At 34.9% G+C, this 15,260-nt stretch carries 15 protein-coding genes; 4 read left to right on the forward strand and 11 right to left on the reverse strand.

Features of this window, described 5'->3' with window-relative positions; translation table 11 throughout:
• Positions 1 to 240: 240 nt before the first annotated feature.
• The 8 genes from rsgA to V6R96_RS14885 all read right to left on the reverse strand — a co-directional run bounded on the left by rsgA (position 241) and on the right by V6R96_RS14885 (position 8,204).
• On the reverse strand, positions 241 to 1,167 hold the full coding sequence (rsgA, locus tag V6R96_RS14850; protein WP_111952934.1) for a ribosome small subunit-dependent GTPase A: 927 nt from the start codon (positions 1,165 to 1,167) through the stop codon (positions 241 to 243).
• 194 nt (positions 1,168 to 1,361) lie between these two features.
• On the reverse strand, positions 1,362 to 2,441 hold the full coding sequence (locus tag V6R96_RS14855) for a chorismate mutase (protein ID WP_111952932.1): 1,080 nt from the start codon (positions 2,439 to 2,441) through the stop codon (positions 1,362 to 1,364).
• Positions 2,442 to 2,874: 433 nt separating this feature from the next.
• Positions 2,875 to 3,210 carry a hypothetical protein gene (locus tag V6R96_RS14860; RefSeq protein ID WP_111953579.1) on the reverse strand — a complete coding sequence of 112 codons (336 nt, stop codon included), beginning with the start codon at positions 3,208 to 3,210 and terminating at the stop codon, positions 2,875 to 2,877.
• Positions 3,211 to 3,485: 275 nt separating this feature from the next.
• A complete protein-coding gene (gene dnaX, locus V6R96_RS14865) occupies positions 3,486 to 4,571 on the reverse strand; it encodes a DNA polymerase III subunit gamma/tau (protein WP_111952930.1) in 1,086 nt (361 codons plus the stop codon).
• Between the two features lie 97 nt (positions 4,572 to 4,668).
• Positions 4,669 to 5,310: a TetR/AcrR family transcriptional regulator gene (locus tag V6R96_RS14870; protein WP_336379327.1), complete on the reverse strand. Its 642-nt coding sequence runs from the start codon at positions 5,308 to 5,310 to the stop codon at positions 4,669 to 4,671.
• Between the two features lie 6 nt (positions 5,311 to 5,316).
• Positions 5,317 to 6,573, reverse strand: coding sequence for an aminotransferase class I/II-fold pyridoxal phosphate-dependent enzyme (locus V6R96_RS14875; RefSeq protein WP_111952926.1), 1,257 nt, complete (start codon positions 6,571 to 6,573; stop codon positions 5,317 to 5,319).
• A 423-nt stretch (positions 6,574 to 6,996) separates the two neighbouring features.
• A complete protein-coding gene (locus tag V6R96_RS14880) occupies positions 6,997 to 7,353 on the reverse strand; it encodes an AraC family transcriptional regulator (RefSeq protein WP_336379326.1) in 357 nt (118 codons plus the stop codon).
• 107 nt (positions 7,354 to 7,460) lie between these two features.
• On the reverse strand, positions 7,461 to 8,204 hold the full coding sequence (locus V6R96_RS14885) for a helix-turn-helix transcriptional regulator (RefSeq protein ID WP_336379325.1): 744 nt from the start codon (positions 8,202 to 8,204) through the stop codon (positions 7,461 to 7,463).
• Between the two features lie 81 nt (positions 8,205 to 8,285).
• On the opposite strand from V6R96_RS14885, the gene V6R96_RS14890 reads away from it, so the two are divergent.
• From V6R96_RS14890 to V6R96_RS14905, 4 genes are all read left to right on the forward strand, one after another.
• Positions 8,286 to 8,933, forward strand: a complete 648-nt coding sequence (locus V6R96_RS14890; protein WP_111952919.1) for a DUF1349 domain-containing protein — start codon at positions 8,286 to 8,288, stop codon at positions 8,931 to 8,933.
• Between the two features lie 428 nt (positions 8,934 to 9,361).
• A complete protein-coding gene (locus tag V6R96_RS14895) occupies positions 9,362 to 9,682 on the forward strand; it encodes a hypothetical protein (RefSeq protein ID WP_336379324.1) in 321 nt (106 codons plus the stop codon).
• Entirely contained in the window at positions 9,679 to 10,290 is a 612-nt protein-coding gene (locus tag V6R96_RS14900) for a response regulator transcription factor (protein ID WP_111952913.1), read from the forward strand. The genes V6R96_RS14895 and V6R96_RS14900 overlap by 4 nt, the downstream gene beginning before the upstream one ends.
• Positions 10,291 to 10,689: 399 nt before the next feature.
• Entirely contained in the window at positions 10,690 to 11,106 is a 417-nt protein-coding gene (locus V6R96_RS14905) for a hypothetical protein (RefSeq protein ID WP_111952910.1), read from the forward strand.
• Positions 11,107 to 11,164: 58 nt separating this feature from the next.
• On the opposite strand, the gene V6R96_RS14910 is transcribed toward V6R96_RS14905, so the two are convergent.
• The 3 genes from V6R96_RS14910 to V6R96_RS14920 all read right to left on the reverse strand — a co-directional run bounded on the left by V6R96_RS14910 (position 11,165) and on the right by V6R96_RS14920 (position 14,906).
• Positions 11,165 to 11,719 carry a thermonuclease family protein gene (locus V6R96_RS14910; protein WP_336379323.1) on the reverse strand — a complete coding sequence of 185 codons (555 nt, stop codon included), beginning with the start codon at positions 11,717 to 11,719 and terminating at the stop codon, positions 11,165 to 11,167.
• 792 nt (positions 11,720 to 12,511) lie between these two features.
• Positions 12,512 to 13,165, reverse strand: a complete 654-nt coding sequence (locus tag V6R96_RS14915) for a response regulator transcription factor (protein ID WP_111952904.1) — start codon at positions 13,163 to 13,165, stop codon at positions 12,512 to 12,514.
• Positions 13,149 to 14,906 (reverse strand): HAMP domain-containing sensor histidine kinase, encoded by a 1,758-nt coding sequence (locus V6R96_RS14920; protein ID WP_223559718.1) that lies wholly within the window; start codon positions 14,904 to 14,906, stop codon positions 13,149 to 13,151. The genes V6R96_RS14915 and V6R96_RS14920 overlap by 17 nt, the downstream gene beginning before the upstream one ends.
• Positions 14,907 to 15,260 lie beyond the last annotated feature (354 nt).

Below are 15,260 nucleotides of genomic sequence, written 5' to 3' on the forward strand. Positions count from 1 at the left end.
TCAAAATAGTCATATTTGGCAAAAATAATTAAGACAAAAAGTAGAGTTATTGTAAAAGTGGAAGCATTTTTATTCTAAAGAAATATTATTCTAAGAAAAAAATCATTTTTTGACAGCTGTAAAAAATGTAAATTTTATTATAAATGCTTAAGCTTTATGCTAAAGTATCTGGTCGGGATTACCGCAAAAGTTTATATTATTAAAAATCAGGGCTACAGACATAAAAAACCTGAGGAAGTTCTATTTTTGGGAAGCTTCTTCAGCCTCTTCCATCAGCTTTACATAGTTGGCATAGCGGGAATATTGGATTTCTCCGGTTTCAAGGGAAGCAAGAACCGCACATTTCGGCTCATTAATATGAAGACAGTTATGAAATTTACATTCTTCCCTTTTTTTGAAGATCTCAGGAAAATAGTGCTGCACCTCTTCTTTCTCAATATCTATCATGGCAAACTCACGTACACCAGGAGTATCGATAACGTTACCACCAAAATCCCAAAAATGCATCTGGGCAAAAGTTGTAGTATGTTTTCCTTTGAGGTGAGAGTCTGAAATTTCAGAAGTTTTTAAATTTAAACCGGGCTGTAATGCATTAACCAGTGTAGATTTTCCACATCCTGAATGCCCGAAAAAAACAGAAGTTTTATCTTTAAGAAGTTCCTGAAGCTGATCAAAATTGAGTTTGGAGTAGGATGAAATTTCCAAAGTATCATAACCAATTTCCTGGTAAAGAAATTCGATGTCTTTCACAAGCTCTATTTCCTCTTCGTTCAGAACGTCGATTTTATTGAAAAGAATCAATGGAGTAATATTGTAAGCTTCACAGCATGCCAAAAAGCGGTCAAGGAATCCAAGTGAAGTTTCCGGGTGCTTCAGGGTAAAAATAAAACAGGCCAGATCTATATTAGAAGCAATGATATGAGCCTCTTTTGAAAGGTTAACGGATTTTCTGATCAGGTAATTGGTACGCGGCTCTATTTTAGTGATCCAAGCGATGTCATCCTGTTCTAACTGAAATTCCACAAAATCTCCTACAGCAAGCGGATTGGTAAGTCTGGTCTTGATCAATTTAAATTTGCCGCGGATTCTGGCCTCGAAAATTTTGTCTGTTTCGAATTCCATAACCTGGTACCAGCTGCCTGTAGATTTAATGATTTTTCCTTTCATAGATAATATGGATGCAAATATAAGGAATTAGGAAGTAGGGTTCAGGATATAGTTGAAAACATATTAATAATTCTCCTCTGACCATGAAATTTCAAGCTCCATTATTTATATAAAACCTTAAGAAAGTCTCTCCAGCTCTAAATCCCTAATCCCTAATCCCTAATCCCTAATCCCTAATTTCTATTATTATCCTATTATCTATCAATCATGATACTATTTTGTACTTCAATAGATTCTTCGTGGATTGCTTTGAAAACTTTCTCAATAAATTCCTGAGACATCCCAGTTTCCCTGGCTTTCTGCGTAGCATATTCTGTGATCACTTTCCATCTTTCAGGCTGGAAGATCGCAATATCATTTTCCTTTTTAAGCTTACCGATCTTTTCGGAGATCTTCATTCTTTGGGAAAGAAGCTCGATCAGCTGGAAGTCAAGATCAGAAATCAGTGTTCTGTGTCTTCCCATCTCATTGTCGAAGCCTGCCAAACCTGAATTTCTTACTTTTAAGTTTCCGATCAGTTCTGCCAATACCTCAGGAGTGATCTGCTGTGAAGCATCGCTCCACGCTTCATCAGGATTGCAGTGGGTTTCAATAATTGCTCCCTGGTATCCTACGTTGAATGCTTCCTGTGTAATATCAGCCAGACCTGTTCTGTTTCCGCAGATGTGGGAAGGATCTATCAGCATTGGAATATTAGGAAACTGGCTTTTGAAGTCAAGGGCAATCTGCCAGTTCGGGTTATTTCTGTATTTTGTTTTCTGGTACGTTGAAAATCCTCTGTGAATTACCCCCAGATTTTTAATATCCTGTCCCAAAAGTCTCTCTAACGCACCGATCCATAAAGCAAGATCCGGGTTTACAGGGTTTTTAACAAATACAGGCTTATCAGTCCCCCTTAAAGCCATTGCAATTTCCTGAACGGTAAAAGGGTTTACTGTAGAACGCGCCCCAATCCAAAGGACATCTACATCTGCTTCTAAAGCTGCAAATACGTGGTGGGCGTTGGCTACTTCTGTAGCAGTCTTGAATCCGTATTCTTCCTTTACTTTCTTCAGCCAGTTCAGACCGATAACCCCTACTCCTTCAAATCCGTTCGGCTTGGTACGCGGCTTCCAGATCCCTGCACGGAAAATAGGTACCTGAGCATTGGTTTCTTTTATCCTTCTAGCAGTTTCAAGCATCTGAGCTTCACTTTCCGCACTGCATGGCCCTGCGATCATTAATGGCTGCGAAAGCTCGTTGATCCACTCGTTTTTTACATCTTTTAAATTCATATTTTTAAATTTATTGTTTTTATTTTTCTTGAATTAACAGCAATAGTCCTTTGATTATAAAATTGATTTTTATAATTCTTTTCAAAAAATGCCGTTCAAAGTTTTTTAAAGGAATCAGGAAAATAAAAGGACTTTAATTCTCCTGTATTTTTTGGAAAGAAATTCAGTTAGCAGTACCAATAAAATCGATAATACGTTCTGAAATTTCTATAATAGAAAGCAGAAAAACTAAAATAACCGCTAAAGAAATTAGCGGGTACAAAATGAGACAGATATGGGATGAATAATTTTTCCACTTTGGGTCTGAAACTTCTGTTGTCTAGTTTTTTAAATCTAATTTGTTTTTGTCAAAAACTTATTTTTTACAAAAATCTTTGACAAAGATATAAAAAAAGTCAATCTAACAAAAAAAAACTGTGATAAATACAATAATTTATGTCAGGTCAAATTTCATTAAATCATCAAGGTCTTTTAAAAGCGGGTTTTTTTCAATAAACTTTTCGAATATTTTTCTTTTGGTAACCACTTCAATTTTGAGGTTGTCAAAGTCCCGCTGGTAATCTATTTCAATAGCATGGTTGTGAACCTTAGTTTTAAAATGATTGAAAAATTCTCCGGCGATCTTATCAAACTCAACTTTGGCAGAATCTGAAGGGTACAGAACTTTAATGGTATTTTCTCCTGCCTTGATCAGTTTGAATGTTTTTACAGCATTAAAGATAAAGCTGTTTTTTTTCTGAAGCTGTTTGAGCATCAGATTCCATTCCATCTGCAGGTCCGTATCTGTGAAATGGTTTTGGGGAAGATGTTCTGTTTTTACGGCTACTGCTTCTTCTTTCTCTACTTTTTCTTCTTTATTGAGGAAAGAATTGATGCTGAAACCTGAAGAGATTCCCTGTCTTGATAAAGGTTTTGTTGTTTTTACAGTGGTTTCCTGAACGGTTTCAAGCCGTTGAACGGGTTGTTCTGCTACGGGTTCTTTCTTTTCGGGAGCCTTCTCCTGTATTTTTACTTCCTGCTTCTCACTGAGAAACGGAGCCAGTATTAAGAACTTTTTTTTTTAGTATCACCTAAATTGGCTGTCAGGGAAGACAGCTGCATCAGTGCAATTTCTACTGTAAGTCTTGGGTTTTTGGAGTTCTTATAATTAATATCCGCATGGTTACAGATCTCGACGGCGTCAATGAGCTGCTGGGCATTCCATTTCTGGCTTTGCTCTACGAATTTCACCTTGGTCCTCTCACCTACTTCAATAAGTTCTATTGTTCTGGCGTTCTGGGCCATCATAAGGTCTCTGAAATGATTTCCCAATCCAGCAATAAAAATATGCGGATCAAAGCCTTTTTTTACAATTTCATTGAAAGCGAAAAGCGTTTCTGGAATTTTGTTCTCCTTGGCCAGGTCCACTATATTGAGGTACTGATCATAATCAAGGATATTGAGCACTTCGGCAGCTTTGGCCAATGTAATGTTCTTCTGGGAAAATGTAGAAAGCCTGTCAAAGATAGAAAGCGCATCTCTTAGGGCACCATCGGCTTTTTGGGCAATAAGATACAAGGCATCATCTTCATACTGGATATTTTCCTTTTGAGCGATGTTTCTTAAATGTCCCTGAATATCTTCAATGGTAATTCTCTTGAAGTCATAAATCTGGCAACGTGATAAAATAGTAGGGATTATTTTATGCTTCTCTGTAGTCGCCAAAATAAAAATAGCATGTGCCGGCGGTTCCTCAAGGGTTTTAAGGAAAGCATTAAACGCTGCAGAAGACAGCATGTGCACCTCATCGATAATATAGACTTTATATTTACCTACCTGAGGCGCAAAGCGGACCTGGTCTATCAGCTCCCTGATATCATCCACGGAATTGTTAGATGCCGCATCTAATTCATAGATGTTATAAGCAAAGCCGTCTTCTGAAACTGAACCATCCTTTTCATTGATCTTTCTGGCCAGGATTCTGGCACATGTGGTTTTACCCACACCCCTAGGACCGCAGAACAGTAAGGCCTGAGCCAGCTGATTTTCTCCAATAGCATGTTCTAAGGTATCTGTAATATGAGATTGCCCTACTACAGTATCAAACTGCTGGGGGCGGTATTTTCTTGCAGATACGATAAAATTTTCCATTGGTCAAAAATAAGAAATATAGTTTTAATCTGAAAATTAAAAGTTTTCAAATTATCAACAAAAATTTATTTTCGGAAAATTGGAAAACTTTTAATCATTATTCTTTTGCTTTTTTCGTTTTGTAGTAGTGTTCTATAATCTCAACGATCACTTTCTCCACTTCGGCTCTTCCTTCATCAGTTCTCATATCAATACCGCAGAATTCTGTTCCGTTGTATGCAGGGAACAAGTTCAGGTAATAAACTCCAGCCGCTATTAAAGCTAACATAGCTCTTACGTTTTTAGCGTTTTCCCCGAAATAAGGATCCGTAACATTTTCAAATAGATTGGCCGCTACATCTTCTCTTTGCTTTAGTATATTTTTAAGTATCGGCTTGCTTTCGGAAAGTTCCCAAAGAATAATTTTCTGTAATTCTTTATTTTTCTTCAGACTTTCAAACTGCATGAGAATTCCCTGAATCAGGACTTCTTTAACTTTTCCAACCTGTACTTCTTCCTCAATATCCGGGCTGAACTTGCTCCAGTAATCCTGGGATTTTATATACTCATCAATAAGTTTATCTGTACTTCCAAAGTACTCATAGATGAGTTTCTTGTCGAACCCGGCTACTGCTGCAATTTTACTTACTTTTAAACCGGAGTAACCTTTTACTCTCAAAATTTTACCAACTGCTGCCAGCAGTTTTTGTTTTGTTTTTTCTTTGTCCCTAATAGGGCCTTGGACTACTTTTCTGGGCATAATTTATTATTTTTTTGCAATATGCAATTTTTTATTTATATCATCAAAAACATTCAGTGTTTTGTCAAGATGTTCTTTTTCGTGTCGTGCTGTTACAGTCATCCTGATACGTGCATCTTTTCTGGCTACGGCGGGATACATAATAGGGTTTGTATAGACTCCTTCTTCAAGCAGTATTCTCCCAATATCCCACATTTTATTCTGATCTCCAATTTTCACAGGAATAATAGCTGAGCAGGTAATACCGGTATCTAAGCCAAGATCATTAAGCCCTGTTTTAAAATAATTGATATTATCCCATAGTTTATCTTTCCAGAAAGGTTCTTCATCAATCAAATCAATTGCTTTTAAAATTCCGAAGGAAGAAGGTGGTGCTGTTACTGAGAAAATATGCTGTCTGGACTGGAACTTAAGAAATGATGTTATTTTTTTGTTAGCAATCACATATCCTCCGAGGTTGCCAAAAGTCTTGCTGCATGTTCCTGTTATAAAATCTATCTTATCCAATAAACCGTCGTCTTCAAGAGCTCCTCTTCCGGTTTTTCCCATCACTCCTACCCCATGTGCATCATCTACCATGAGATAAGCATTATACTTTTTCACAAGATCATATATTTCTTTAGCCCGTGAAGTGTCCCCTTCCTGAGAGTAAACTCCATCTAAGATAACCAGCTTTGTACGGTACGTATTCTCACATACCTTCAAAACATGTTCCAAAGCTTCCAAATTATTGTGCGGAAATGTTTTTTTATTGGTAAAAGCACATCCCTCATGTACACTGGCATGTACTCCCATGTCTAAAATAGCGATATCTTCCTTCTGCATTAAAATCTGTAAAGTAGCGCTATTAGCGGCGTATCCAGTTGTAAACAAAATGACTTCCTCCTCATCTCTTCCAAAAAAATCAGCAATCTTTTTTTCTATCGCATTATGATAATCAAAATATCCACCTATCAGAGGTGATGCTCCTGTACCTGTTCCATACTTTTCAATTCCTTCAATTGCTGCCTCTTTAACTTTAGGATGCTGTGTAAATCCTAAATAATCGCTGGAGACAAAACTTACATAATTTTTATTTTGGTTTGCAATATCTATATTCAATGTTGCATTGCTTCCTGAAGTATTTTTCAGTCTGTAATTCATATGACCTCTGGATTTCATATGGTCAAGGAATTCATAAAAATAATTAGCTCTTTGAGCAATATCATAATCTGAAATATTCTCAAAATCTTTAAAAGTTGCTGTTTCAAAATCGATACTCATCCTTAATGTTGTTAGTGTTAATTGTTAGTGTTTAGTGTATGTTTTAGTTGTTTGAAGAAACAAATATATGATTATTTAAAGCTTGTAAAATCTATCGATTATATTAAATATTATACATCATATAAGACGTTTTACTTTATGATCTGATAATCAAATCACTTTATTATCCATATAGCTGTTGAGTATTTCAAGGGTTTAGTTATTTTTTTTAATGAATCTAAATTTAACAAAAAAAATACAACAATAAATCACTATTTTCAAATAAATCACAAAAAAAAGGACAAATATTTCACAATTGTCTCATTATTAAAATCTTATTTTTCAGATATGTTTTTTGGATGTTAAAATTCATTAAAATCCAGGAATTATAAAAAGGAATTTTTATGCTATTTTGTCCCTCACGGAAAAAATACTGAATCTTAATCACTGTAATCTACTCTTCTTTCTGAATGCTCCCGGTGTAATTCCTGTCATCTTTTTAAAGAACTTGGAGAAGTTGGACGGGTCATAGGTAAACATTCTTGCAATTTCTGCAATAGACCGATCTGAGTTTACTATTATCTCCTTGGCTTCGTTTATGATTTTCTCATCATAAAAATAGCACGGATGCTGTCCTTTTTCTTTTTTTATAGTATCCGTGAGGTGCTGATGTGAAACAGCAAGCTGGCCGGCAATTTCATTGAGTTCCATAAATTCCTGAACAGCTCCGGTAATTACATCCTGAATATGCTTTTCAATAAAATCAAAATATTGCCTGGTGATCTCTTCACTTCTTTTCATTTGTTATCATCATTTGTTTATAGTAAAAATTTAATCTATAAAATTAAACATAAGAATAAAAAAAGCATGGTGAACTTTCCGGAGTTTGCCCTATAAAAGAACCACCGTTAATAAAAGCTGTCTTTAAATGCCTGTACAGAATTTTTCACTTTCAGTTTTTCAAGGATATTCTGGCGGTGCCTGCTTACTGTATTGATGCTTATAGACAGAAAATCTGCTATTTCTTTACTGGCATAGCCTTGGCCTACATATTTTAAAACTTCCAGTTCTCTTTTTGAGAGAATATTCTGATAGTTGAGCTTATCTTTTACAATAATTTCACCTTTAGCTGTATTAATGATCATAAAATCGGAAACCTGAAGCTGCGTCTGATCCAGCGCAATATGATAAAGACAAAATGCAAATCTCAGCTTTCCGTTATCGGGAGAATAAATATAGAACATCCGGTGCTTTACAAACCTGTATTCATCATTTTTATCTTTCATTCTGATTTTAGAAAGTACAGAATAGTCCGCCCGAAGCTCTGTATCCATAGAATCCATCATTTCATAAAACCGCAGTTCATGGATATATTTTTTGAGTCTGTCATCCGGATGTATCTTTTTAATGATCTCTTCTTCCCAGATAGAATTGATCTCTGACGGGTTTTCCTCCATACTTAAACCTAATTCCCATGCAGCTTTAGATTTATACACATAACTTTTATCTGCCTGCATGTCGCTCAAAACAGATATAGCACCTTCCATCTGGGAATATATCGATGCTCTCTGTTTATACTCTTCTATATCAAGCCTGCATTTCTGAGATGATCTGTCCAAAAGCCGGCTATTCAGTTTTTCTACGATTTCCATAAATGGTTATTTATCAGTATTGATGAAATATGGGTATAGTTATACTTTTGCTAAAATAATAATTTACACCCAGCTAAGAGGATGAAGAGATTGATTTTAAGTTTTTGTGCTGTTCTTATGGCCGAGAAAACGCTTTCACAGACTTTGGAAAAGATGAACTGGTTTAATGAGCCTGAAAAATGGGAAATTAAAAACAACAGCCTGCTAATGAATGTTACGCCACAAAGTGATTATTGGAGGATTTCCCATTATGGATTTACAGTAGATGATGCTCCTTTTTATTATACGACCTATGGCGGAGAATTTGAAGCGAAGGTAAAGATCAGTGGAAACTATAAGACAAGATTTGACCAGACGGGGCTTATGCTAAGGACTGATAAAGAGAACTACATAAAGGCGGGTATTGAATTCGTAGATGGTAAATACAACCTCAGTACTGTAGTTACGCATGGAACAAGCGACTGGAGTGTTATTACACTGAACACCACTCCTTCTGCAGTCTGGATAAAAGCCGTAAGAAGACTGGATGCTGTAGAAATATTTTATTCTTTTGATGACAAGAATTATACAATGATGCGCAATGCGTATTTACAGGACAACACCCCTGTAATGGTGGGCTTAATGGCTGCCTGTCCGGATGGAAACGGCTTTACTGCAGCCTTTGAAAACTTCACGGTAAAACATCTTCCCGACCAGCGCAGGCTGAAATGGCTTGAAAATAACAAATAGCGATTGAATTTTATTCAATATACAGTCAATTTTTATTCGCCTCCCTTTTTCGGGGAGGCTTTTGTTTTAATTTTTTTCTGAGCAGCATTATGATTAAAAAAATCATACTATTTCACTGCGTGAAGATAAAATAAATATAAAATTATGCTTAATGTGTCTGGTTATTAGATAAAATTCATATCAAATACATCTCGCTATGGTAATTTATGTTTATAAAATTACTAATTTTACAGTCCAAATTCAACTTGTTTTAACGGCAAGACATCAAACACAAAAAAATTAATGAAAAGAAATGCATTCAGTATTCCCAACACTTAAAAAACTTCGGCTTGTATAATGACTATTATTAATAAATTTTCGCCCTAATCAAGCGGAAAGCATAGATCATTTATGTATTTATGAAAGCCCGGACTTTGTTTTTTGTAATTATGTTTTCAAGCATTTACAAACAGCGTCATATTTTCACGAGGTTTATTACTGACAACGGATTTCTGCAGAATGATGCAAAAGCTATTGTCAAGGATGATCATGATTTTACAGGGCTCATTGCTGAAGCTGTTCAAAAAAAAATTACAGCTATTATAGCAACCGCAAGCACAACCTTCCGCTTTCATACCTTTCAAAATAATCAAAAACTAACCCCGATAACCACCGGTACGGAATTGAAATATCCGCTAACATCAAATTCAAATGCAGGTATTTCAAAGGAAGTATTCGTTGAAACAACTCCTATTAAAAATTTTATATGAATGAAAGAATTTTAATCGCTGATGATCACTATGTAGTAAGAGCAGGAGCTGCTCTGGTCTTAGAGTCTGCCTATCCGAAGCTCAAAATAGATTTTGCAGAAAATTATGACCAGGTAAAAGAACAGATATCTGAGACCCTTTATGATCTCCTTCTTCTTGATATTGATATGCCGGGAACACAATATAAAAAAATGATTTCTGAGCTTAAAAGTATCCAGGAAAATCTTAAAATCCTTGTTTTTTCCGGACATGGTAAGGATGTGGCGATACAATATATTCGGGAAGGTGCTGAAGGTTATCTCAGCAAACAGGGTTGTGAAGAAGAAATCCGGGAAGCTGTAAGATCAGTCATTCAGAAGGGTTATTACTATCCCAGTGAACTGATCGGGCTTATTATCCAGAATAAAAAAAGTAATCCTGCAGAAAAGCTGTCTTCAAGGGAATATGAAATCTTTAAACTTCTGGCCAAAGGGTCCGGAAATCTTGAAATCGGGAATAAACTGGACATTCAGATGTCTACCGTAAGTACCTACAAAAAAAGAATCTTTAAAAAACTTAATGTTTCGAATATCGCCGAGCTCATCAAAGTACATGAAATGATGCATTAGGATACGGGAAAACATCCAATTTAACCGAAATTGAATGTATAATATCCGGCCTCTGATTTTGCTGCTTTGAAAATGGCAATATTCTTATTCTCCAGTATTCATTTTATTTATAATGGTTTATTTTGAGATAAATGTGAAATTTTATTTCAGATCTGCTTGGAACAGAAGATTAAGAGATATTAAAACTCTTTAACGAAACAATAGATACCACATAGGTACCACACAAAATATTCTATTTTTCTATCAATTCAGTTAATTTCAGTATTATTTTAACATATAATTAATTATTTATGTTAAAAATTAATAAAAACATTAACAATACAGGATATTTACTATTAGTCAGGGCATAATATTTGCAATTAAATATTCACAAACACACCTTTCTAAACTCAAAATATTATGAATGCAGCAGATCTTAAAATTAAAAACTTAGTTGAGTACAAAAATCAGATTTACACCATCACTGAAATATTTCAGGGTAGAGGTCACGATTATTTTGTAAAAATAGAAAATGACATCCACAGCATTTCAGTTCCGGCAGATTCTCTTAAACCCATTTGCATAACAGAGGAATGGCTTGAAAAATTTGGGTTCCTGAGAACCTACAGCTCAAATGAAAGAATCCGTTATGAAAGACCCGAACCATTTATTAAATATGATATTGATTTAAGTTCAAGGAAAATCCTTGAGGGTTTGAAAATATATGGAAACTCCATTAAATGCAAATATATCCATGAGTTTCAGAATATTTTCTCGTGTCTTTTCGGAAAGGAACCTGCAGCTTTTAATTTAGGACTGTTAAAGACAGAGTCTTAGTTTATTATTATGTTGATTATAAGGAAACCGCTGCTCTTTTTTGCAGCGGTTTCTTATTTTATACCGTCTTATTATTCCCGAAGCCCTGTTCTTTTTCTTTTTGTACCTGATGTTCCAGCAGTTGTTTTTGAAGCCGTTTTTTTTTAGCATTTTCGCGCTGTTCTTTACGGAAATCCCAGGGAGAGACTGCTTTTTTATCCTGCCAGAGTCCTAGCTTTTTATTTTTTGCCGTTTCCTGCATTTTTCCCAGATCAGCATTTTTAGAATAGGAATAGTACCACCATCCATACCCGGCTTTTATAATTTCTGCGGAAAGATATTTTCCATTGTCATAGTATATTTTAGCTACTGAACGTCCATAGCGGTCTTTATTGGTTTCTATAAACCTGATCTGCTTTGCAAAGACCTGATCTGAGGTAAACTTTTTCGCATTTTTTCCAAATGGCTGCCGGTTTTCGGGGCAGTCTACCTCTGCCAGCCGAAGTTTTTTCTGTACATTTCCGTCCAGTAAGACCGTAATTGTATCTCCGTCTGAAATCCCAACTACTTTAGCTGTTGTTTGTGAGAAGAATAAAAGAGGAAAGCACAGTAGTGCCGAAAGAAATATTCTCATGATGCGAAATTATGTATTTATTTCCAAACCCCCTTACCAGACGAAGTTTTTTTTATTTAATCCACTCTGGAAAAACAAAAAGTATATGAAGTGCTCAGAATTACCGCTCAATAAAAAAGGAGGCTAATTGCCTCCCTTTTTCTGTATCAATGATCTATAAACTTCTTTATATTAATTTTGTGTTTTTTTAAGTCGTGTTTAAGAAGTTACTTAAAGATCATTCATACCTAATATTGTTTCATCATTTGTGTTCTAATAAAGTCTACCGTTTGTAATAAAAAACTTTTTCAGTTAATATATTCCGTTTGGTAAATTTTATTAGGACAAAGTAACAACATTAAGGAATAATATTCTCTGTAATTAGCGTCGATATATATCGATAAAGCCATAGATGTTTTTCAAATAAAAGTTTATCCCGGGTGTAATTCTATCCTGGCATTACCCCAATAAAAAAAGGAGACTATTGTCTCCCTTTTTTATGTATAAAATGACCTACAAAGACCAAGCCTGCTTCTCTATATTAATTTGTGTTTTTAATAATCAGCTTTCGAGAAGTTTCTTCAAGGCCATGCATACACTTATATTTATCTCATCATTTATGTGTGTGTGTTATAAAACTTACCGTTGTACTAAAATCAGAAAGTATCTTTGGTTAATTTTACTGAGACAAAGTAACAACATTAGGAGGAAATATTTCTTATAGTTGACATCGATATATATCGATAAAGCCATAGATGTTTATCGATAAAATGCTTTAACAGGGGAGAAATGAGGAACGAATCTTAGAAAATCCTATATTTTGTGATGAGTATTGATGAGATCGATCAATTCGACAAGGTTTTCTATTTTTAATTTATCAAAAATATTCTTCTTGATGGTGCTCACAGTATTCTGTTTTATATCCAGATCATTTGCAATTTCCAGGTTGCCATAACCTTCTGCATACATTTCTGCAATCTGCAGCTCTCTTTTGGTTAAACGGCTAAGCGGGTTGATTAAATCCGGATTCTGAACCAGCTGCAGCATCAAGTTACGAGAAAGCGGAGAGAAATATTCTCCCTTATGTACAATATCTGAAATTGCCTGTCTTATTTCTTCTTCCTCACTTAATTTGCTTACATATCCGCTGGCTCCGGCTTTAATAAATTTCAGCACATGCAAATCTTCTTCCAGACCTGTGAAAACTAAAATTTTAATATCCGGATTCACAGCTTTCATCAATGGTAAAACATGGAGACTGTTGCCGTCCGGAAAATGAGCATCAATAATAGCTATTTCCACTCCTTTTGACTGTACCAGCTCTACGATCTGCTGTGATGATGAGGTTTGATAAACTTTAGAATTTGGAACAATTTCATCGATGAGAATCGCAATTCCCTGGCGAACGATACTGTGATCATCCGCTAAAAGAAATATAATCTCTTTATTTTCAGTTGGTGCTTCCATGATGATTAATGCTTAAATTTATTCTGAATGTTACCTTTGTCCCTTTATGCAGCTTACTTGAAACTGATATTTCTCCATTAAACAGCTCTATGATTTCTTTGCATAAATTCAATCCCAATCCGGCCCCGAAATTATCAATCTTATCAGAGATCATCCCCTGATAATAGGGTTCAAAAATTTTCTCCAGATCAGAATCTGAAATTCCTACACCGGTATCCCCTACTGTTGTGATCAGAGAAATGGTATTTTCATCTACTTTTTCAGTTGCCATAGAAAGATCGATCTGTCCGTTTTCTGTAAACTTGTTGGCATTTCCCAGGATATTCATAAATATCTGGTTAATTTTTATATTATCTGAATTTACAACTAAATCCGCAGGAATTCTGTCTGTTACCAGAAATTTATTGTTCCTTGTTTCTATATAAGGCGTAATGGCTGTTACAATAGACCCTATCTCATCCTTAAGATTAAAGACGGTTTTCACCAGTTTTTTCTCAACTTCCTGGTTTTTTGTGTATTCAAGAATTTGGTTGGACTGTATAAGCAAGGTGCTGTTGGTGAACTTTATTGATTTAAGGTAGTCTTTGGTGGTCTCATCTTTTGTGGTCCTGTTGATCTTATCAATAAAGATATTGATAATCTTCAGAGGCGACATCAGCTCGTGGCTCAGCATTCCAAGAATTCTGTTTTTGAAATTAAGACTCTTTTTAATCTCCTTATTCGCGGCATTAAGCTTCATTTCGTATATGAATGCTATTCTTGTAAAATACATAATCAGAATGGATACAATAAACATTAAGACCATTAATCCCAGTACGAGATAGGTCCTGATTCTGTTGTTCCTGGAGCTCTGCTTGTTATATTCTTTTTCTAAATCGGATTTAAATTCTTTAATAGCTTTTTCGTAAACATTGATCAGTCCGTTGCTGTATACCAATAATTTACTGAAATTACTGTAGAACTTTATATTTTCACGCTGGCTTTCTGCCATGGATTGCTGCTTCTGAACTGTAGAACGCTGAATTTTTTTAACCTCGGTGGTATAATATTTATCCATAGATTTCGCCAGGCTATCCATCCTAAGTTTTATTTTAGAAAGATTAGCCGGCTTTTTATTGGTCATGGTAATCACGGTACTTTCCTTTTGTACATCTACCTTACCTGATATTGCGTCTTTTAAACGCCCCATGAGGCCTTTCTTTTTGATGGTATCTGAATAGGTTTGGGTTTGTATGTTCAGATCTTCAAAGTCGTCCATGTTTTTATACCTTTCCAGCTCGTAATGCTGATCCGGGATGATTGTTACAGGCGGTTTCAAAGAATATTGATATACAGAGTCTATAATCGTCTGTAGCTTTACAATTTTCAGAGTATCTTTTTTTTGCTTTGCCAGTTTATTTTTCAGTCCCAGATTTGTATCTCCATAATCATTTATTTTTTCGAAATTGCTATTTAATCTTTTAAGAGATTCAAAGTATAGCTTCAGATCTTTGTCATCCTGGCTGATCACATACTTTTGAAAGTAATTCTGTGCATCCATAAAATCTTTCCTCGAATTATCCGTTAAACCGCCCAATGCTTTACTTTCGTCCAGTTGATTTTTAATAAACTGAAGCTTTTTTTCATTGACAAATTCGTTGTAAAAAAAAATGGCTATAATAACCTGTATCAACAATATGCACAGGATTAATGAGTAATGAACAACTTTTCTCAATTTAAAATCTAAGAATTTATATTTCATATCTTTTTATCAGCTAAAATAGTTTTCTGATTATCTAAGTCTGCAGGTATTAGTTTTTAACGCCATCATCACATTACCAAAATCATGCTAATGTCTATATCATTCCTTTGCAAAGTTAAAGTAATTTTTGTCTTCTCATAACAGTAAACAGGTGATAAATACAGAGAACTAATTTTATTTGAAATTACAAAAATCTAAGAAAACTCCAGGATTTCATTCAGTGTAAGTATATTTTCCTGTTCAGACACACATATTGAAAACAATAATCGTTAGTTTTTTCTAAGTACATAATTTTTCATGGTAAAAAAAATGTCAATTTCCATGTTATACATAATTTTAATAGGCTTTACAACC

Source organism: Chryseobacterium sp. CCNWLW53, from assembly GCF_037083525.1.
Lineage (GTDB): Bacteria > Bacteroidota > Bacteroidia > Flavobacteriales > Weeksellaceae > Chryseobacterium > Chryseobacterium lathyri.